The 19,831-nt window shown below is 43.5% G+C and carries 14 protein-coding genes, 2 tRNA genes and 3 rRNA genes; 12 read left to right on the top strand and 7 right to left on the bottom strand.

Annotated elements, in window-relative coordinates:
- Window positions 1-245: 245 nt before the first annotated feature.
- From QZ942_RS10800 to QZ942_RS10775, 6 genes are all read left to right on the top strand, one after another.
- Window positions 246-1,783, top strand: a 16S ribosomal RNA gene (locus tag QZ942_RS10800).
- Between the two features lie 116 nt (window positions 1,784-1,899).
- A tRNA-Ile gene (locus tag QZ942_RS10795) sits at window positions 1,900-1,976 on the top strand.
- Window positions 1,977-1,984: 8 nt separating this feature from the next.
- Window positions 1,985-2,060 (top strand) — tRNA-Ala (locus tag QZ942_RS10790).
- Between the two features lie 269 nt (window positions 2,061-2,329).
- Window positions 2,330-5,259: ribosomal RNA gene (locus QZ942_RS10785) — 23S ribosomal RNA — on the top strand.
- A 98-nt stretch (window positions 5,260-5,357) separates the two neighbouring features.
- Window positions 5,358-5,470: ribosomal RNA gene (gene rrf / locus QZ942_RS10780) — 5S ribosomal RNA — on the top strand.
- The 16S, 23S and 5S rRNA genes sit together here with 2 tRNA genes alongside, the layout of an rRNA operon.
- Before the next feature lie 214 nt (window positions 5,471-5,684).
- Window positions 5,685-6,629, top strand: a complete 945-nt coding sequence (locus QZ942_RS10775; protein WP_292995439.1) for a S49 family peptidase — start codon at window positions 5,685-5,687, stop codon at window positions 6,627-6,629.
- A 158-nt stretch (window positions 6,630-6,787) separates the two neighbouring features.
- On the opposite strand, the gene rfbD is transcribed toward QZ942_RS10775, so the two are convergent.
- The 4 genes from rfbD to QZ942_RS10755 all read right to left on the bottom strand — a co-directional run bounded on the left by rfbD (window position 6,788) and on the right by QZ942_RS10755 (window position 11,102).
- Window positions 6,788-7,684, bottom strand: a complete 897-nt coding sequence (gene rfbD / locus QZ942_RS10770; RefSeq protein ID WP_292995464.1) for a dTDP-4-dehydrorhamnose reductase — start codon at window positions 7,682-7,684, stop codon at window positions 6,788-6,790.
- Entirely contained in the window at window positions 7,681-8,739 is a 1,059-nt protein-coding gene (gene rfbB, locus QZ942_RS10765; RefSeq protein WP_292995437.1) for a dTDP-glucose 4,6-dehydratase, read from the bottom strand. Before rfbB ends, rfbD begins: the two co-directional genes overlap by 4 nt.
- A gap of 73 nt (window positions 8,740-8,812) precedes the next feature.
- Window positions 8,813-10,165, bottom strand: coding sequence for a tRNA lysidine(34) synthetase TilS (gene tilS, locus QZ942_RS10760; RefSeq protein WP_292995435.1), 1,353 nt, complete (start codon window positions 10,163-10,165; stop codon window positions 8,813-8,815).
- Complete coding sequence (locus QZ942_RS10755) at window positions 10,134-11,102, bottom strand: acetyl-CoA carboxylase carboxyltransferase subunit alpha (protein ID WP_292995433.1); 969 nt, start codon at window positions 11,100-11,102, stop codon at window positions 10,134-10,136. Before QZ942_RS10755 ends, tilS begins: the two co-directional genes overlap by 32 nt.
- A 192-nt stretch (window positions 11,103-11,294) precedes the next feature.
- Between QZ942_RS10755 and msrB the strand changes: the two genes are divergently transcribed.
- The 6 genes from msrB (at window position 11,295) to QZ942_RS10730 (ending at window position 14,857) form a co-directional block, all read left to right on the top strand.
- Window positions 11,295-11,819, top strand: a complete 525-nt coding sequence (gene msrB, locus QZ942_RS10750; protein WP_292995431.1) for a peptide-methionine (R)-S-oxide reductase MsrB — start codon at window positions 11,295-11,297, stop codon at window positions 11,817-11,819.
- Window positions 11,820-11,823: 4 nt separating this feature from the next.
- A complete protein-coding gene (gene msrA, locus QZ942_RS10745; RefSeq protein ID WP_292995429.1) occupies window positions 11,824-12,477 on the top strand; it encodes a peptide-methionine (S)-S-oxide reductase MsrA in 654 nt (217 codons plus the stop codon).
- A gap of 10 nt (window positions 12,478-12,487) precedes the next feature.
- Window positions 12,488-12,952, top strand: coding sequence for a hypothetical protein (locus tag QZ942_RS14130; protein WP_366836397.1), 465 nt, complete (start codon window positions 12,488-12,490; stop codon window positions 12,950-12,952).
- Complete coding sequence (locus tag QZ942_RS14125; protein ID WP_366836403.1) at window positions 12,901-13,611, top strand: cupin domain-containing protein; 711 nt, start codon at window positions 12,901-12,903, stop codon at window positions 13,609-13,611. Before QZ942_RS14130 ends, QZ942_RS14125 begins: the two co-directional genes overlap by 52 nt.
- A 584-nt stretch (window positions 13,612-14,195) precedes the next feature.
- A complete protein-coding gene (locus QZ942_RS10735; RefSeq protein ID WP_292995427.1) occupies window positions 14,196-14,348 on the top strand; it encodes a hypothetical protein in 153 nt (50 codons plus the stop codon).
- A 362-nt stretch (window positions 14,349-14,710) separates the two neighbouring features.
- On the top strand, window positions 14,711-14,857 hold the full coding sequence (locus QZ942_RS10730; RefSeq protein WP_292995425.1) for a hypothetical protein: 147 nt from the start codon (window positions 14,711-14,713) through the stop codon (window positions 14,855-14,857).
- Between the two features lie 175 nt (window positions 14,858-15,032).
- Here the strand turns inward: QZ942_RS10730 and bamC are convergent, their stop codons facing one another.
- From bamC to clpB, 3 genes are all read right to left on the bottom strand, one after another.
- Complete coding sequence (bamC, locus tag QZ942_RS10725; protein ID WP_292995423.1) at window positions 15,033-16,187, bottom strand: outer membrane protein assembly factor BamC; 1,155 nt, start codon at window positions 16,185-16,187, stop codon at window positions 15,033-15,035.
- Window position 16,188: 1 nt separating this feature from the next.
- Complete coding sequence (dapA, locus tag QZ942_RS10720; protein WP_292995421.1) at window positions 16,189-17,076, bottom strand: 4-hydroxy-tetrahydrodipicolinate synthase; 888 nt, start codon at window positions 17,074-17,076, stop codon at window positions 16,189-16,191.
- A gap of 112 nt (window positions 17,077-17,188) precedes the next feature.
- Window positions 17,189-19,816, bottom strand: a complete 2,628-nt coding sequence (gene clpB / locus QZ942_RS10715; RefSeq protein ID WP_292995420.1) for an ATP-dependent chaperone ClpB — start codon at window positions 19,814-19,816, stop codon at window positions 17,189-17,191.
- Between the last annotated feature and the right edge of the window lie 15 nt (window positions 19,817-19,831).

Raw genomic sequence — 19,831 nt, 5'->3', positions numbered from 1 at the left:
TATTTGAATTATGTGTAAATATGTCTTGACCAGCATTTCGGAGTCTGTATAATTCGCCTCTCGCTACCAAGCAACAGATTAAAAAGTAGCAGCGCTCTTTAAAAAATTACAATCGATAGGTGTGGGTACTTAGTGAGAAAAAGGATTTGAAATAGAATCCTAAGAAATATTAAGTACTCGTAAGAAAAATAGATATTGGTTTTTAATCAACATCAAAATAGTCAAGCGAGAGTTTTAACAGAATTGAACTTAAGAGTTTGATCCTGGCTCAGATTGAACGCTGGCGGCATGCTTTACACATGCAAGTCGAACGGCAGCACGGGTGCTTGCACCTGGTGGCGAGTGGCGGACGGGTGAGTAATACATCGGAACGTGTCCTGAAGTGGGGGATAACGCATCGAAAGATGTGCTAATACCGCATATACTCTGAGGAGGAAAGTAGGGGATCGAAAGACCTTATGCTTTTGGAGCGGCCGATGTCTGATTAGCTAGTTGGTAAGGTAATGGCTTACCAAGGCGACGATCAGTAGTTGGTCTGAGAGGACGACCAGCCACACTGGGACTGAGACACGGCCCAGACTCCTACGGGAGGCAGCAGTGGGGAATTTTGGACAATGGGCGCAAGCCTGATCCAGCAATGCCGCGTGAGTGAAGAAGGCCTTCGGGTTGTAAAGCTCTTTCAGTCGAGAAGAAAAGGTTGTGACTAATATTCATAACTCATGACGGTATCGACAGAAGAAGCACCGGCTAACTACGTGCCAGCAGCCGCGGTAATACGTAGGGTGCGAGCGTTAATCGGAATTACTGGGCGTAAAGGGTGCGCAGGCGGTTCTGTAAGTCAGATGTGAAATCCCCGGGCTTAACCTGGGAACTGCGTTTGAAACTACAGGACTAGAGTGTGGCAGAGGGGGGTGGAATTCCATGTGTAGCAGTGAAATGCGTAGAGATATGGAAGAACATCGATGGCGAAGGCAGCCCCCTGGGTTAACACTGACGCTCATGCACGAAAGCGTGGGGAGCAAACAGGATTAGATACCCTGGTAGTCCACGCCCTAAACTATGTCAACTAGTTGTCGGGTCTTATTAGACTTGGTAACGTAGCTAACGCGTGAAGTTGACCGCCTGGGGAGTACGGTCGCAAGATTAAAACTCAAAGGAATTGACGGGGACCCGCACAAGCGGTGGATTATGTGGATTAATTCGATGCAACGCGAAAAACCTTACCTACCCTTGACATGTCAGAAAGTTTTCAGAGATGAATTCGTGCTCGAAAGAGAATCTGAACACAGGTGCTGCATGGCTGTCGTCAGCTCGTGTCGTGAGATGTTGGGTTAAGTCCCGCAACGAGCGCAACCCTTGTCATTAATTGCCATCATTCAGTTGGGCACTTTAATGAGACTGCCGGTGATAAACCGGAGGAAGGTGGGGATGACGTCAAGTCCTCATGGCCCTTATGGGTAGGGCTTCACACGTAATACAATGGCGCGTACAGAGGGTTGCCAACCCGCGAGGGGGAGCTAATCTCAGAAAGCGCGTCGTAGTCCGGATCGGAGTCTGCAACTCGACTCCGTGAAGTCGGAATCGCTAGTAATCGCGGATCAGCATGTCGCGGTGAATACGTTCCCGGGTCTTGTACACACCGCCCGTCACACCATGGGAGTGGGTTTCACCAGAAGCAGGTAGTCTAACCGCAAGGAGGGCGCTTGCCACGGTGAGGTTCATGACTGGGGTGAAGTCGTAACAAGGTAGCCGTAGGGGAACCTGCGGCTGGATCACCTCCTTTCAAGAGAAATCTCATTTAAGTACCCACAACCTATCGATTGTTTATAGGCAGAGCTAAGAGCCAGTAATTTGTACTGAGTGTTCGTCAATTGACGGATGGTGCTTAGACTCATACTAGGGTCTGTAGCTCAGTTGGTTAGAGCACACGCTTGATAAGCGTGGGGTCGGTGGTTCAAATCCACCCAGACCCACCAACATAATCGGGGGTGTAGCTCAGCTGGGAGAGCACCTGCTTTGCAAGCAGGGGGTCATCGGTTCGATCCCGTTCACCTCCACCATACATTAATCTTATTAATATAATAAGAGAGAGTACGCTGTATATAAGTATTTAGAAAATATTTATAGTATGGATGATTTGCGCCTATAATAAAAGTTTTTTGTTCTTTAAAAATTTGGAGAAAGTAAAGTTTTTTATTTATATTTAGCAATGAATTTTTAATTGCGAATATAATTAAGAAGCAATGGGTTAGATTGTATCTTTATATTGCATGAAAGTGCAATATATACAAATACCTATAATAATAATATTAAGTTATTAAAGTTATAGGATCAAGTGAATAAGTGCATGTGGTGGATGCCTTGGCGATTACAGGCGATGAAGGACGTGGAAGCCTGCGAAAAGCTTCGGGGAGCTGGCAAACAAGCTTTGATCCGGAGATATCCGAATGGGGAAACCTGACTCTTGCTTAATCAGTTTTTATGAATTACAAAAAGAATTGATTGAGCAAGAGTCAACCTTAACTGAATATATAGGTTAAGTGTAGCGAACCTGGAGAACTGAAACATCTAAGTAACCAGAGGAAAATAAATCAACTGAGATTCCCAGAGTAGTGGCGAGCGAAATGGGAAAAGCCTTCAATATTTAGCATTTGAATTAATCGAATTTTCTGGAAAGTTAAGCCATAGTAGGTGATAGCCCTGTAGGTGAAAATTCAAATGTGGAACTAGGATTGAGATAAGTAGAGCGGGACACGTGGAATCCTGTTTGAAGATGGGGGGACCATCCTCCAAGGCTAAATACTCGTAATCGACCGATAGTGAACCAGTACCGTGAGGGAAAGGCGAAAAGAACCCCGGAAGGGGAGTGAAATAGATCCTGAAACCGCATGCATACAAACAGTGGGAGCGGACTTGTTCCGTGACTGCGTACCTTTTGTATAATGGGTCAGCGACTTACATTCAGTAGCAAGCTTAACCGAGTAGGGGAAGCGTAGCGAAAGCGAGTCTTAATAGGGCGTTTAGTTGCTGGGTGTAGACCCGAAACCAGATGATCTACTCATGGCCAGGATGAAGCGAGGGTAACACCTCGTGGAGGTCCGAACCCACTAATGTTGAAAAATTAGGGGATGAGCTGTGGGTAGGGGTGAAAGGCTAAACAAATCTGGAAATAGCTGGTTCTCTCCGAAAACTATTTAGGTAGTGCCTCACGTATCACCTTTGGGGGTAGAGCACTGTTATGGCTAGGGGGTCATTGAGACTTACCAAACCATTGCAAACTCCGAATACCAAAGAGTGCGAGCGTGGGAGACAGACATCGGGTGCTAACGTCCGGTGTCGAAAGGGAAACAACCCAGACCCTCAGCTAAGGTCCCCAAGACACAGTTAAGTGGGAAACGAAGTGGGAAGGCATAAACAGTCAGGAGGTTGGCTTAGAAGCAGCCATCCTTTAAAGAAAGCGTAATAGCTCACTGATCGAGTCGTCCTGCGCGGAAGATGTAACGGGGCTCAAACTGTGCACCGAAGCTAGGGATTTACATTTATGTAAATGGTAGGAGAGCGTTCCGTAGGCCTGTGAAGGTGGCTTGTAAAGGCTGCTGGAGGTATCGGAAGTGCGAATGCTGACATGAGTAGCGATAAAGGGAGTGAAAGACTCCCTCGCCGAAAACCCAAGGTTTCCTGTGCAACGCTAATCGGCGCAGGGTGAGTCGGCCCCTAAGGTGAGGCAGAAATGCGTAACTGATGGGAAACTGGTTAAAATTCCAGTACCTTTGTTCAATGCGATGTGGGGACGGAGAAGGTTAGCTCAGCCGGGTGTTGGATGTCCCGGTTCAAGCGTGTAGGCGTGTTGCTTAGGCAAATCCGAGCGACTAAGCTGAGACGTGATAACGCAACGTTCTTAGGAACGCCAAGTGAGTGATACCATGCTTCCAGGAAAAGCCACTAAGCTTCAGTTGAATGAAGACCGTACCGTAAACCGACACAGGTGGGTAGGATGAGAATTCTAAGGCGCTTGAGAGAACTCAGGAGAAGGAACTCGGCAAAATAGCACCGTAACTTCGGGAAAAGGTGTGCCCTTTGTATGTGTAGCGCCTCGCGCGTGAAGCAGAATAGGGTTGCAATGAAATGGTGGCTGCGACTGTTTAATAAAAACATAGCACTCTGCAAACACGAAAGTGGACGTATAGAGTGTGACGCCTGCCCGGTGCCGGAAGGTTAAATGATGGGGTGCAAGCTCTTGATTGAAGCCCCGGTAAACGGCGGCCGTAACTATAACGGTCCTAAGGTAGCGAAATTCCTTGTCGGGTAAGTTCCGACCTGCACGAATGGCGTAACGATGGCCACACTGTCTCCTCCTGGGACTCAGCGAAGTTGAAATGTTTGTGAAGATGCAATCTCCCCGCGGCTAGACGGAAAGACCCCGTGCACCTTTACTGTAGCTTTACATTGGACTTTGATAACATTTGTGTAGGATAGGTGGGAGGCTTTGAAGTGGATTCGCCAGAATTCATGGAGCCAACGTTGAAATACCACCCTGATGTTGTTGAGGTTCTAACCTAGATCCATTATCTGGATTGGGGACCGTGTATGGTAGGCAGTTTGACTGGGGCGGTCTCCTCCCAAATTGTAACGGAGGAGTACGAAGGTACGCTAGGTACGGTCGGAAATCGTGCTGATAGTGCAATGGCAAAAGCGTGCTTAACTGCGAGACTGACAAGTCGAGCAGGTGCGAAAGCAGGTCATAGTGATCCGGTGGTTCTGTATGGAAGGGCCATCGCTCAACGGATAAAAGGTACGCCGGGGATAACAGGCTGATTCCTCCCAAGAGTTCATATCGACGGGGGAGTTTGGCACCTCGATGTCGGCTCATCACATCCTGGGGCTGTAGCCGGTCCCAAGGGTATGGCTGTTCGCCATTTAAAGTGGTACGTGAGCTGGGTTTAAAACGTCGTGAGACAGTTTGGTCCCTATCTGCCGTGGGCGTTGGAAGTTTGAGTGGACCTGCTCCTAGTACGAGAGGACCGGAGTGGACGCACCTCTGGTGTACCGGTTATGACGCCAGTCGTATCGCCGGGTAGCTATGTGCGGAAGAGATAACCGCTGAAAGCATCTAAGCGGGAAACTCTCCTCAAGATGAGACTTCCCGAGGGTTTAACCCTCCTAAAGGTTCGTCGAAGACTACGACGTTGATAGGTCGGGTGTGGAAGCATAGTGATATGTTAAGCTAACCGATACTAATTGACCGTGAGGCTTGATCCTATAACTTTAAAAATTTAATTTTTTAGTTTTTGTTGATAATATCTAATCTAATTTACTTTTTCCAATAATATATTAATATAATATATTGCCAAGTTTCGCTTGGCGGCCATAGCACTTTGGACCCACCTCTTCCCATCCCGAACAGAGCCGTGAAACGAAGCTGCGCCGATGATAGTGTGCATTCGCATGTGAAAGTAGGTTACCGCCAGGCACTCCATAAAAGCCCCTCATCGAAAAGATGAGGGGCTTTTTTTATTAATTTTCTTTCTGCAGATTGTGCAGAATGCTGAGCGATAATCTAAGTAATAGAAATATGACTGCAGATTCGATAATAACCATTGACATATAGTAAATATCACAGTAAACAATATTTTTGTCATCTATAGAAATATTTCATCTGATTTCCAATTTATGAGTGCACCACTATGAATGAGCCAGAAGTTAAAAAAGAAGATTGGGAAAGAAATCTACTAGAAAACCTTGCCTTAGCATCTTTACGTGAGCAGCGGCGCACACGGACCTGGGGAATTTTTTTTAAAATTCTCACTTTTCTTTATCTTTTTATATTGCTGTTCTTTGCACTAGGCTGGATCGAGGATGGTAAAGTACGAATTTCTGAAAAACATTCTGCACTTGTTGATTTAAAAGGTGTTATTGTCGCTGATGGTAATAGCGGTGCCGATAAAATCAATGCCAGCCTCCAATCTGCTTTTCGAGACAAAAATACAAAAGGAGTCATATTGCGAATAAATAGCCCGGGAGGAAGTCCAGTTCAAGCGGGTTATATTAATGATGAAATTCGCCGTTTGCGTGTTAAATATCCTAACATACCGCTTTATGCGGTAGTGGGAGATATTTGTGCTTCTGGTGGTTATTATGTTGCTGCAGCTGCAGATAAAATTTTTGTTGATAAAGCGAGCCTAGTTGGTTCAATTGGTGTTTTGATGGATGGTTTTGGCTTCACAGGAACTTTAGAGAAATTAGGCGTGGAGAGACGTTTACTTACTGCTGGTGAAAATAAAGGTTTTCTGGATCCTTTTACGCCTCTGGATCCTGCTCAAAAGGCGCATGCCACATCATTACTACGTGAAATACATGAACAGTTTATCCGGGTAGTGAAGCAAGGAAGAGGTGAACGTTTGAAAAACGCACCGGAAATATTTAGTGGCATAGTGTGGACCGGGCAAAGAAGTATTGATTTGGGGTTAGCTGATGAAATGGGCAATGCAGAATATGTCGCACGAGAGATCATAGAAGCTGAGACGTTAGTAGATTTTACACCCCATGAAGGTTTATCCGATTTGTTTACAAAGCGATTTAGTCAAATAATACTTAGTATTCTATCTGAGAATGTGTGGACTTTTAGATAACAGCGATTTCTACTCAATGTTATACATAGAAAAATAGTTAAGTGCCAGATTGTGATGTACTTGAACTTGCAATTCCCCGTGGTCTTGCCACGGGGATAGGTGCAGGGCGCGCGGAGCAAGTTTATTGCTAGAAATTTTGCTCCTATTGTTCCATAAAGTCACTTATCCAATATTTCAGAGAGTGTACGCGACGCCCCAATTTGCCATTCAGGAAGAATTAGATCTAAAGTATTTTCTAGCTTGCATGTATTTAACCGAGAGTTAAGTGGGCGTTTTGCAGGCAATGGATAATCACTACTTTTTAGTGGTTGCAGTGCAGTAGATGGAACTTTGAGTGGAATGTTTGCTTGCTCAGCATGCTTTAAAATGAATTTGGCAAAGTCTAACCAAGATGTACATCCTCTTGCAACTAGGTGGTATAAACCGGATATCTCGGGATTGTGTTTTAATGTAAGTATTGCGTGAGCAGTGACATCAGCAATTAATTCTGCTCCTGTAGGTGATCCAATTTGATCATTGACAATAGTTAATTTATCTCGCTGTTGCGCTAAGCGAAGCATTGTTTTAATGAAATTATTTCCATAAGTAGCATAAATCCAACTGGTACGAAATATTAAATGTGCACAACCAGATGACAGGATATTTTTTTCACCTTCCAACTTAGTTTTACCGTAAACATTAAGCGGATCTGTAGGATCTGTTTCAAGATATGGTTGGTCACCCGTGCCGTTAAAAACATAATCCGTCGAATAGTGAATTAACCGGGCATTCAGTTGCTTGGCTTCTTGTGCCAGTACGCTAGGTGCCTCTGCGTTAAGGATTTGAGCCAGTTCTGGTTCCTTTTCAGCTTTATCGACCGCAGTATAGGCTGCTGCATTAACAATGATATCTGGTGCAATTTTCCGTACGGTCTGTTTGATGCCTGCAAGATTAGTTAGATCACCACAAAAATTTTCACTTGTCGAATTTAATGCGATTAATTCGCCTAATGGAATCAAACTCCGCTGCAGTTCCCATCCTACTTGACCTTTTCCACCGAATAGCAATATTTTCATGACAGTAACTTGGGATAGTTTTTTTCTATCCATTTGCGGTAAGCACCGGTTTGAATATCAGCTATCCACTGTTGATTATTCAGATACCACTGAATAGTTTTACGTATTCCCGTCTCAAAAGTTTCTGCTGGTTTCCAGTTTAACTCACGTTCAATTTTCATTGCATTAATTGCGTAACGGCGATCGTGCCCAGGTCGATCTTTGACGTAAGTAATAAACTTGTGGAAAGCTGAGCCTGGAAAAGAGTCTTCTAATAAAGTACAAATTATTTGAACGATCTCAATATTCGGCTTCTCATTCCAACCGCCAATATTATAAGTTTCTCCTACGATACCAGCTTCTAGTACACGACGGATTGCGGAGCAATGATCCGTGACAAATAACCAGTCGCGAATTTGCTGACCATCCCCATATACCGGTAAGGATTTTCCTGCCAGAGCATTAACAATCATTAAAGGAATTAATTTCTCTGGAAACTGAAAGGGGCCATAATTATTCGAGCAATTTGTGGTCAGCATGGGTAAGCCGTATGTGTGATGATAGGCGCGAACTAAGTGATCACTGGAAGCTTTGCTCGCTGAGTAGGGACTGTTGGGTTCATATCGATGTTCTTCGGTAAAAGCGGGCTCATTCTGAGTCAATGAACCGTACACTTCATCGGTCGAAACATGGAGAAAACGGAAATTTTGTTTGGCGATGAATTCAAGCTCATCCCAATAAGCACGTACTGCTTCCAGTAAATGAAATGTGCCCACAATATTGGTTTGAATAAAATCTTCTGGGCCGTGGATTGAGCGATCGACATGACTTTCTGCAGCCAAGTTAATAATTGCGCGGGGTTGGTACTGAACCAGGATTTGTGAAACCAGCTGGGTATTTCCAATATCTCCTTGTACAAAGATATGCCGCGTATCCTTAGATAAGGAGGACAAATTTTGTAAATTACCAGCGTAAGTTAATTTATCAAGATTTACAATTTTTTCATCGGATTGCGCCAACCAATCCAGAACAAAATTACTTCCAATAAATCCTGCACCCCCTGTGACTAGAATCATGCTGTTTTCCTAAAGAATAGATCGATTGTGGTAATATTTCTATAAATGCCAAGCATAGCTTAATTTTTATTATTTACTTAGGATCCCAGGTGGGTAAAATTCCTATTTCATCAGAGTTTACTTGAAATTCACAGTCGATGCCGATTCCCGGCACCCATATTAGTTTCTCACCACAAAACAATAAGGGCATGGCGATACGTTCCCACGGTGGGATAGCTGCTTCTTGTAATAGGTTTTTTAAGCTTCTTCGAGGACGATTACAAGCAGGTGTAAAACGTTCACCGCCGCTACGCGAACGCACCGTGACCGGTCCATTTAATATTTTTTGTTGGCTAATACCTTGATTCTTAACTTGAGTAAAACGGATGGTTCCGCGAAAATGCTGGAGTGGCAAATACTTTTCTCCATGCCATACACATTGCTTGGGTTCTTGAGGAGGTGTTTTCCCGGGTAACATATAAATGGCACCTTTATAACAACGGATTTCAGTATCACCCAAATTGATATGGAATTGATTATCCATGCCTATCGATAAAAGTTGATTCAGAATGTTTTCTATTTTAGCTGTGCTGGGAAGGGTTACACCGTGCTGTATCAAAGTGTAGCGTAGAAGATTTTTTGCGCGTGAGAAACTCAGTTTGCGTAGGTTTTCAACTTGTAGTTTCCCTGAATCAAGACAATGCGCACTATCGATCTCAGCCAATTCTTCCAACAGTAATGACGCTTCAGATAAGTGACGGCTGGTACGTAACAGTGTTTTGGGATAATTAGGGTATCGTTTTCTTAATATGGGCAGAATTTCATGGCGAAGGAAATTTCTATTGAAAGTGATGCTGTCATTACTCTCATCGTTTATCCAGTTTAATTTGTTTTGCCGTGCGTAGTCTTCAATTCGACTACGAGAAACGTCTAACAGTGGCCGGAGTATCTGCGGAGCAGCATCAGAAGCTTGTTTTCTCGTAACTGGCATCGCACTCAATCCTTTAACGCCTGCACCACGAAATAATTGTAATAATAATGTTTCAGCCTGATCGTCCAGATGCTGCGCCAACACTACATAATCTGCTTGTATATGACCGAATATGCGATAACGTTCTTCTCGGGCGATGGCTTCAAGGCTGATGCCGGCTTCTTTTGTGATTTGTAGATAGGCGACGTAGCTAGAAATGCCGTAGCTGTGGCAGAGGTCGCAGCAAAACCTGCTCCAGAGTGTCGCGTTGCTGCTGATACCATGATTAACATGCACAGCAGAAAGTGTGAATTGCAATTGCTTGGATAACGTAACCAGTACATGTAGTAATACAACGGAATCGATACCACCGCTCAAAGCAATGGCTAAGTGATTGCCCTGCTTAATATGTGCAAGTAATACTTCTTCGGTATCACATAGAAGGCTACTCGACTTTGACTTCCTTAAATGAGCCATATGTCATAAGCCGATCTAGACGTTTTTCCAACAGTGTTTCGATAGAATGATCCTGAAGTTTGCGGAGTGACTCCTGTAAAACAGTTTTTACCGATTGCATGATGGCTGGGTAATCACGATGGGCACCACCGATTGGTTCAGTAATGATACTGTCAATTAAATTCATTGTTTTCAACCGGTCAGCAGTAATGCCCATGATTTCCGCTGCTTCCGGTGCTTTGTCCGCACTTTTCCATAGGATAGAAGCACAACCTTCTGGCGATATCACCGAGTAGGTAGCATATTGCAACATATGTATGACATCACCGACAGCTACTGCTAAGGCGCCACCAGAGCCACCTTCACCAATAATCACGCAGATAACGGGAATTCTTAATTCCGCCAGAACATAAAGATTCTTACCGATAGCTTCCGACTGTCCGCGCTCTTCTGCATCAATGCCGGGGTATGCACCCGGCGTATCGATAAAAGTAACGAGCGGAATAGAAAATTTCTCGGCCAGGCGCATCAAGCGCAGTGCTTTACGATAACCTTCCGGTTTGGGCATCCCAAAATTACGGTAAATTTTCTCCCGGGTGTCGCGCCCTTTCTGGTGGCCAATCACCATAATGGTCTGACCGTTAAATCGCGCTAAACCGCCAACAATTGCATGGTCATCGGAAAAATTCCGATCACCATGTAATTCTTCAAAATCTGCAAATAAATGCTCAATGTAGTCGAGGGTATAGGGGCGTTGCGGATGCCGAGCAACTTGTGAGATTTGCCAGGGTGTCAGTTTTGCATAAACATTTTTCGTGAGAGACTGGCTTTTTGCCTGTAAACGCACAATTTCAGCCGAGATGTCCAGTGCGGAGTCGTCTTGCGCGAAGCGTAATTCCTCTATTTTTGATTCAAATTCTGCAATATTTTGCTCAAATTCCAGAAAAGTGATTTTCATGTGGACTAAGATATAATCTTAAAACAGAGATGATACAGGATTTATAGATAAATCTGCATGGCGGAGTTAATCAAAATGATGTCAATTTTTGGTAAGTATCTTAAATGCTGGATAAAACTTGCTTGATCAGCTTGCTTGAGTTTTTTATGAAATGAGGTTATCTGGCCGCATGAATTATATGAGGGATTTTTTATGAAACGACGCACCTTTTTCCAAGGATGCAGTGTAATTACTGTATTGCCTGTTTTTTCATTATTACTATCAACACAAGCAGCTGCAAATCGTATTAATCAGACTGTGGTCGAGCCACTCAACAAATCACATAAAGCATGGCGCGGATTGGTGTCAGCAGCGGCTTATCGGGTTTTATTTGAAGAACATACCGAGGAACCCGGTAGTAGTGAATTAAATTATGAGCAGCGGGAAGGAGTTTTTATTTGTGCTGCCTGTTATTTACCATTGTTTGAAAGTCAGTATAAATATGAAAGTGGGAGCGGATGGCCGAGCTTTACCCAGCCTATTCCGGGGAACATTGGCACTAAGCGCGACTTTCAACTAATTTTTTTGCGAACCGAGTATCACTGCGCACGATGCGGGGGGCATCAGGGGCATGTTTTTAAAGATGGCCCGCCACCCAGAGGCGAGCGTTGGTGCAATAATGGACTGGCGTTAAAGTTTGTACTGAAAGCGGATCAACTACCGGCGCTCAGAGGTTAAGTCTATGCGGAAGTGGATTCGTCAATTGAATTTCATGATTGTGTTATTGCTGTTTGTAGTGATATTGAATGCTTGCCAACAGATGGATGAAGCAATAGCAGAGGCAACGATTTCGCTAATACCGGAGGAAAATTTAGAGACAGCAATTTTTGCTGGAGGTTGTTTTTGGTGTACGGAATCTGATTTTGATAAAATCCAAGGTGTTGTTTCGACTACATCAGGTTATATTGGCGGTACCGTGGTAAATCCAACCTATGATCAGGTAGTTGCTGGCAAAACCGGGCATGTTGAGGCTGTGAAAATTCATTTTGATAATACAAGAACCAGTTTTTCCAAATTACTAGCTGCCTATTGGCTAACGATAGACCCATTGACAACTAACCAACAGTTTTGCGATGCGGGTTCACAGTATCGCAGTGCAATTTTTTACCGCGATTCTGATCAAAAACAGCTGGCAGAAAACTCAAAGAAGGCACTGGAAGCTTCCGGGCGATTTAATCAACCGATTGTCACGGAGATTCTACCGGCGACGGAATTTTACCGCGCAGAAGAATATCATCAGGATTATTACATTAAGAATCCACTGCGGTATGCATATTATCGAAAAAACTGCGGACGGGATAAACGGTTAGAAGAATTGTGGGGAATTAAACATTAATAAAATAAAGATGATTTCTTTGGGAGGAATTACGCCTAAAGACTTTTTACGTGATTATTGGCAACAGCGGCCTCTGCTGGTAAGGAATGCATTGCCCGGTTTTGGTGGATTATTAACATGCGATGAGCTGACGGAACTGGCGTGTCATGAAGATGCGCAATCCCGCCTTGTTATCCAGAGAAATGGTAAGTGGCATCTTAAACATGGTCCACTCAGCAGCAATGATTTGGCAAAGTTGCCTAAAAAGCAATGGACACTGCTAGTACAAGATGTGAATCATTTTCTACCTTCAGCGCGTGATTTATTGTCGAAATTCCGCTTTATTCCGCATGCCCGCTTGGATGACCTAATGGTGAGCTATGCACCTAAGGGGGGGGGGTCGGACCACATTTTGATTCCTATGATGTGTTTTTATTACAAGGAATGGGGTCTCGACGTTGGCAGATATCTGCGCAGCAGGATGATCGATTCATAGCGGATGCTCCGCTTAGAATACTGAAAAATTTCCTACCAGAGCAAGAGTGGGTGCTTAAACCGGGTGATATGCTTTACTTGCCGCCTAAATATGCGCATAACGGGATTGCTGAAGATGATTGTATGACATATTCCATTGGCTTTCGCGCCCCTAGTCATGATGAATTGATGACACAATTTCTTGTTTATCTACAAGACAGGGTCGAAACGGAAGGCTGGTATTCTGATCCTGGATTGCAATTGCAATCTCATCCATCAAAGATCAGTGTGGCAATGCAATCCCAGGTGAAATCGATATTGAAGAAAATTCACTGGAATCGCGATGATATCGAAAATTTTCTGGGTATCTATCTTTCGGAACCTAAATCACATGTTTTCTTTGAGCAACCGACAAAGCCTCTGACACCACATTTGTTTCTGCAACAGATTAAGAAAAAGGGTGTTCAGCTTGGCTTAAAAAGCAGGCTATTCAGTAGCCACAATAAGTTCTTTATCAATGGTGAAGTCTATAGAGTGAGTAGCAATGCATTCAAAACGTTGCTTGAGCTTGCTGACAGCCAGGAATTTTTCCCATCTCCTCATATTGACGAAGAGACGGCGAATATCCTTTATCAATGGTATGTTAGTGGTTATATCGTAAGTAAAAATCAGGGAGTATAAAGCCTTCAATAGTCCGATATCTTATAAATTTTCTTGAATTTCTCTGGACAGTATTATTTTATTCTGGTATTAAGGTTGTGGTCTTTCTGATTTGAATGGCCGATGAGCTGTTTTACATAACTTAATTTTCGTCAAATTTATTTTTGAATATAGGAGATTTAGAATATGAAATACTCTCTATTAATTGCTGTTCTTTTAGCTTCATTTCTAGTCGGATGCGGTGAGCCAAAGCCAGGTCAATATCCTCCAAGCTTCATGGATGATCGTGAAAGCGCACCGAAGTAATGAGGTATCGGTCGATTCTTAAATATTAAGAATTTTTCTAACTTCATAAAAAAAGAAACCGCTCTGTAAAGGGCGGTTTCTTTTTTATGAAGTTATCTAATGAAATTAATATGATGTTTATAATGAGCTATCTATCATTTTGATGAATGTTTTTCACATGGTATCAGCGAATGAAGATGCTCGGAATAAAGTCTTTTAAGTTTTGTGGTAGTTTAAATACTGGATACAAAATTGTATAATTGAACGACTGCAATTATGCTATTGCATTTAAACTAAATAGAAAGAATATGGGAGATTAAATGATTAAATTTTCACTCTTTGCCGCGGCATTTGCAGTATTAACGTTAACTGCTTGTGAAGGCAAAAAAAGTCTTGATGGCTATCCTATGGATAAACCACCTCCATCAGCTTATGCACCCAGGGATTCAGAACCTGCTGATAATACAAAATAGTCTTTTATAGGACCATTAGCTTTTTTAAAAGAAGATTATTGGCTTGTCGATTGATAAAATAATAAATTAAGCTGGATTATTTATTATTTTAGTCAATCAAAAAAGATTTTTCATTTGATTGCGACCACTGCGTATAATTCCAGTTTATGAAATTATACGCAGTGTAGGTATGAAAAATGAATTTGTAGAAACTATGAAATTATATGGGATATGTAGAGTTTTTCTTATTCCATTAATGATTAAATAATCCAAAAAGCAGATATAAACTCGTTAAATTTCTAGCTAGAACTTGCTTGAATGATTAGTTTAATTCGTTATATACTGCTGAACTTACTTTTAAGAACTTTTTATAAGGAAAATACATGATGAAATATACTCTTCTGGCTTCACTCTTGCTGGCTTTAACGTTATCTGCATGCGGTGGAAAACCTAGTCAAGCATTGCCTGAAACTGAAAAAGCGAACTATGAAAAGGTTATGAAAGGCGGAGAGCCAGACAGCAAAAAATAATTTCTTTTTGCCTGAGAAAAAAACCGCCCGAAGAGGCGGTTTTTTATTTGTAAGATTTATTTTTTGGATATTTGTTCTTTTTCATTCTTTCTGAGAGTTTCCCTTATTACTTTAGGATTTTTCCAAAATATAAAACTAACTCTTCAACGCGCTCATGTCAGCACTTACACTTTTGTTATTTAAGCTGCTCATGTAAAAGCTTCAGAATGCGGCTCGTAGTGGCGGAATTCACTGCTGTTTCGTCATCATTTAACAGAGTAACTTTGCTGGTATTGGTTCCAGTGCTATGAATTTGTATACGGTATTTTGCAGCTTTTTCATCATCCTTATTCCCGCTACGCCAGAACATAATTCCTGACAGAATACCCTCGTCATCGCCTTTTTTCTTGCTGTCCTTATCGGGACTAAGATAGCGCACAAAATAAATACCCTCTACGCGATTGCGATCCTCAACAGTAAAGCCGATACGGTCAAGTGCCAAACCAACACGTCGCCATGATCTATCGAATGCTTCAGTAATGACGAGAGTGCTCCCTGTTTCCGAGTCAATGTGAGCGCGTTCTTGAGCAGTACTCTTGCCGGTAGTTAACTCCAGCTTGGCTTTCTCTTCTTCTACGCCAAAGCGCATCATCAAACGAGATAGCATCTCAGCTTCCAGGTCAGGATCTGCTGCGCGTGGTTGCCAGATTGTCCGGTTGAGGCTGCCTCCTTCCAGGACCTCATTCATGCCACGATGACTGATATATATTTCGGTACTGCCTATCTCATTGCGTTCCAAACGGGTGCGGAATTTATCACGCTCGGCGGTTGAATAAATACTATCCAGGAAGGTGGAGAGGAAAGTGCGCACAAAGTCTTGTGGAATCTTGGCGCGATTTTCTGCCCAATCAGTTTCCATAATTCCTGCTTCCGGAACTTCTATTTTGATCAAGAAACCCAGTTCCTGCCAGAATTCTTTTACTATCGGCCATACGGTTTCAGGAGATTGCGGTACAACCAGCCAGCGTTGCGTTCCAGCTCGCTCAATATGCACATTCTGAATCGATGATGGTAAAAAAGAGGATGTGCCAGCAGCCGTTTGTTGTCCACCACGTTCGCTACTATAGGTGGAAAATGTTGCACTACCTGATGAACTGAGTTCAGGGATTGAATAACGTTCATCAATAGCGGGTTTGATGAGATCGGGCGGTATGTCTAAAGCAGGTAATTTTCCTGCTGACTTATAATCGATGGTTTTGGTTTCTGGAAACAGGTTGCAACCTGTATTTGTCAATGAAAGCGCCAATACCAGAGACGGTATGGTTACTTTTCGCCATTTCATTTTTGACATCTTATTCCTTCAAATCATGGATATTGGCTGATTGCATGGCTTCTCGAATAAGCTGGTGATACTGAGCGGATAAGGGTGTAAGCGGCAGGCGGATTCCAGAGCCGATTAAACCCATTTGTGCAACAGCCCATTTCACAGGTATTGGATTCGCTTCTACAAACAGATCGATATGTAAACGCAGGAGCTTTTGATTCAGCACTCGCGCAGTATTTAGATTGCCAGAGAATGCAGCAATACACATTTCATGCATCATTTTGGGTGCTACATTTGCCGTGACTGAAATGACACCATGACAACCTAACAGCAGCAATGCTAATGCACTGACGTCATCACCGCTATAGATGGAAAATCCAGATGGTGCGCGTGACAATAAGTCAGAACCTCGCCCAATATCTCCCGTCGCATCTTTAATACCCACAATATTGGGAATCTGTGCCAAGCGTAGTGCGGTATTGTTATGGATATCTGCAACCGTTCTGCCGGGAACGTTATAGAGGATATGGGGGATTTCTACTGCTTCTGCGATCGCCTTAAAGTGCTGATATAACCCTTCCTGAGTAGGTTTGTTGTAATAAGGAGCAACCGAGAGGCAGGCATCTACGCCTGAATCTTTTGCATAAATCGACAAGTCGATGGCTTCACGTGTTGAATTAGCGCCAGTGCCTGCAATCACCGGGATGCGTCCAGCAACATGATCAACTGCCGCGCGCATCAATAGATGGTGCTCATCAAAATCTACAGTTGGCGATTCACCTGTCGTGCCAACTACTACAACGCCATCGGTACCCTGGTCTATATGGAAATCAAGAAGAGAGCGGAAACGCTCTAAATCTAATCCACCCTCTTCATCCATCGGAGTGACGATAGCAACCAAGCTACCTTTAAACATATCAATCTATCCAGTAAAAATAATACATTTTACCCGAATCTCATATTGTTTAAGCATATTCACCATGTATTCCGGCATATTTTATTCTTGCTGCTGACTTAGATGCTACGCTTTAGTCTATCGATATATCCACATTTAATTTAGAGAAATTGATCTTGTCATCACTGTAATCAACTTTAATGGTATCTTTTGCAACAAATTTGCCTTCCAGAATCTCTTTGGCCAACGGATTCTCAATTTGCGCTTGGATGGCGCGTTTTAGAGGGCGAGCGCCATACACTGGATCAAAACCAGCTTGAGAAAGTGCTGCGAGTGCTGCTTCGCTTACTTGAAGTTTCATTTCCAATTTAGCCAATCTTGTTTCCAGATAATGTAATTGTATTCTAGCTATCGATTTAATATGTTTTTCATCCAACGCATGGAATACCACAACTTCATCAATGCGATTAATAAATTCCGGACGGAAATGGATTTTAACTTCGCCCATAACGGCTTGTTTGATCGCTTGATATTCACTTCCGGACATTTCCTGAATCATTTGTGAACCCAGGTTGGATGTCATGACGATAACCGTATTCTTAAAATCAACGGTGCGTCCTTGACCATCCGTCATACGACCGTCATCCAGAACTTGTAGCAATACATTGAATACATCCGGATGCGCTTTTTCCACTTCATCCAGCAAAATGACGGAATAGGGCTTTCTGCGTACAATCTCAGTTAAGTAACCGCCTTCTTCATAACCGACGTAACCCGGCGGTGCTCCAATCAGGCGGGCTACCGAATGTTTCTCCATAAATTCGGACATATCGATGCGGATTAGATGGTCTTCTGAATCAAACAGAAATCCGGCCAGAGCTTTACATAGTTCAGTTTTCCCTACACCGGTTGGTCCCAGGAACAGGAAAGATCCGTAAGGCCGGTTGGGATCAGCCAGCCCGGCACGCGAACGGCGGATCGCATCAGATACTAAGCGCACGGCTTCATCCTGACCAACCACGCGATCATGTAGTTTTTGTTCCATCAGCAGCAGTTTTTCACGTTCACCTTGCATCATTTTAGACACAGGGATGCCGGTAGCCCGCGATACTACTTCTGCAATTTCTTCTGCGCCGACTTGCGTGCGTAATAGTTTGGGCGTGATTGTCACGCCCGGTTCGGTGTCTCCGGTTTGTTGCTTCTGATCATTGAGCTGGGATTGTAATTGCGCTTCCAGTTGCGGGAGACGACCGTATTGCAATTCCGAGACTTTTTGCCAATCGCCTTTACGGGTAGCCGCTTCTATTTCTAGCTTGATTTTTTCCATTTCCTCCTTAATCTGTTGGGAGCCTTGTACATGGAATTTTTCGGTTTTCCAGATTTCGTCTAAGTCAGCATATTCCCGTTCTTTTTGTTTTATTTCTTCCTCAAGTAATTGCAGGCGTTTTTGCGATGCTTCATCCTTTTCCCTTTTGATTGCTTCGCGCTCAATTTTGAGTTGGATCAGACGCCGATCCAGCTTATCTAGCGCTTCTGGCTTGGAATCAATTTCCATGCGAATACGTGCCGCGGCTTCATCAATCAAGTCAATTGCCTTGTCGGGCAGAAAACGATCGGTAATGTAGCGATTGGATAATTCAGCGGCAGCGACAATAGCAGGGTCTGTGATATCCACACCATGATGCACCTCGTATTTTTCCTGCAAACCGCGGAGTATCGCGATCGTAGCTTCTACGGTGGGTTCTTCCACCAATACTTTCTGAAAGCGTCGTTCCAACGCAGCATCTTTTTCAATATATTTTCGGTATTCATCCAATGTGGTCGCGCCGACACAGTGCAATTCTCCGCGTGCCAATGCGGGTTTTAACATATTGCCTGCATCCATTGCGCCTTCTGCTTTGCCTGCTCCAACCATGGTATGCAGCTCATCAATAAATACAATGGTTTTACCTTCGTCTTGCGCAAGTTCTTTTAGCACCGACTTGAGGCGTTCCTCAAATTCGCCACGGTATTTTGCACCCGCCAGCAGTGCAGCCATATCCAGCGAGAGAACTCGTTTGTCTTTCAGGCTTTCAGGTACTTCCCCATTGATAATGCGCTGGGCTAAGCCTTCAACAATTGCGGTTTTACCCACACCCGGTTCACCAATCAGCACGGGATTGTTTTTTGTGCGACGTTGTAGAACCTGTATCGCACGACGAATTTCATCGTCACGTCCGATGACCGGATCCAGCTTACCCTGACGTGCACGTTCCGTGAGATCCAGTGTATATTTTTTTAAAGCTTCTCGACTACCTTCGGCTTCTGCACTACTGACCTGCTCGCCACCTCGTATTGCATTAATGGCTTTTTCTAGTGCTGTGTAATTGGTACCATGTTGCTTAAGCAATGCAGCGATTTCACCTTTATCCTGCAAGATTGCCAGAAGAAACATTTCTGAGGCAATAAACTGGTCATTGCGTTTTTGCGCTTCTTTGTCTGCCAAATTAAGCAGGTTATTCAGCGTACGGGAAATAGCAACCTCGCCACCTGAATTTTCTACTTTTGGTAAACGATGAACGCTTTGCTTTATATTCTCCAGCAGTGGGGTGGTATTGACTCCGGAGCGCTGAAGCAAGGAAAGTGTACTGCCATCTTCTTGTTGCAATAATGCTAATAGCAGATGCTGTGGTTCAATAGTTGGATTATCCTGACCGACAGCAATACTCTGTGCATCAGCAAAGGCTTGCTGGAATTTAGTGGTTAGTTTGTCAAAACGCATGAAATGCTCCCATAG

It is taken from the genome of Nitrosomonas sp. (assembly GCF_021731985.1).
Classification (GTDB): domain Bacteria; phylum Pseudomonadota; class Gammaproteobacteria; order Burkholderiales; family Nitrosomonadaceae; genus Nitrosomonas.
This window is presented reverse-complemented; position numbering and strand designations above follow the sequence as displayed.

What these genes read in the sequence shown, in the direction of transcription:
- QZ942_RS10775 (WP_292995439.1), top strand. Translation starts at nt 5,685, where the DNA reads ATGAATGAGCCAGAAGTTAAAAAAGAAGATTGGGAAAGAAATCTACTA.
- rfbD (WP_292995464.1), bottom strand. Translation starts at nt 7,684, where the DNA reads ATGAAAATATTGCTATTCGGTGGAAAAGGTCAAGTAGGATGGGAACTG.
- rfbB (WP_292995437.1), bottom strand. Translation starts at nt 8,739, where the DNA reads ATGATTCTAGTCACAGGGGGTGCAGGATTTATTGGAAGTAATTTTGTT.
- tilS (WP_292995435.1), bottom strand. Translation starts at nt 10,165, where the DNA reads ATGGCTCATTTAAGGAAGTCAAAGTCGAGTAGCCTTCTATGTGATACC.
- QZ942_RS10755 (WP_292995433.1), bottom strand. Translation starts at nt 11,102, where the DNA reads ATGAAAATCACTTTTCTGGAATTTGAGCAAAATATTGCAGAATTTGAA.
- msrB (WP_292995431.1), top strand. Translation starts at nt 11,295, where the DNA reads ATGAAACGACGCACCTTTTTCCAAGGATGCAGTGTAATTACTGTATTG.
- msrA (WP_292995429.1), top strand. Translation starts at nt 11,824, where the DNA reads ATGCGGAAGTGGATTCGTCAATTGAATTTCATGATTGTGTTATTGCTG.
- QZ942_RS14130 (WP_366836397.1), top strand. Translation starts at nt 12,488, where the DNA reads ATGATTTCTTTGGGAGGAATTACGCCTAAAGACTTTTTACGTGATTAT.
- QZ942_RS14125 (WP_366836403.1), top strand. Translation starts at nt 12,901, where the DNA reads ATGGGGTCTCGACGTTGGCAGATATCTGCGCAGCAGGATGATCGATTC.
- QZ942_RS10735 (WP_292995427.1), top strand. Translation starts at nt 14,196, where the DNA reads ATGATTAAATTTTCACTCTTTGCCGCGGCATTTGCAGTATTAACGTTA.
- QZ942_RS10730 (WP_292995425.1), top strand. Translation starts at nt 14,711, where the DNA reads ATGATGAAATATACTCTTCTGGCTTCACTCTTGCTGGCTTTAACGTTA.
- bamC (WP_292995423.1), bottom strand. Translation starts at nt 16,187, where the DNA reads ATGTCAAAAATGAAATGGCGAAAAGTAACCATACCGTCTCTGGTATTG.
- dapA (WP_292995421.1), bottom strand. Translation starts at nt 17,076, where the DNA reads ATGTTTAAAGGTAGCTTGGTTGCTATCGTCACTCCGATGGATGAAGAG.
- clpB (WP_292995420.1), bottom strand. Translation starts at nt 19,816, where the DNA reads ATGCGTTTTGACAAACTAACCACTAAATTCCAGCAAGCCTTTGCTGAT.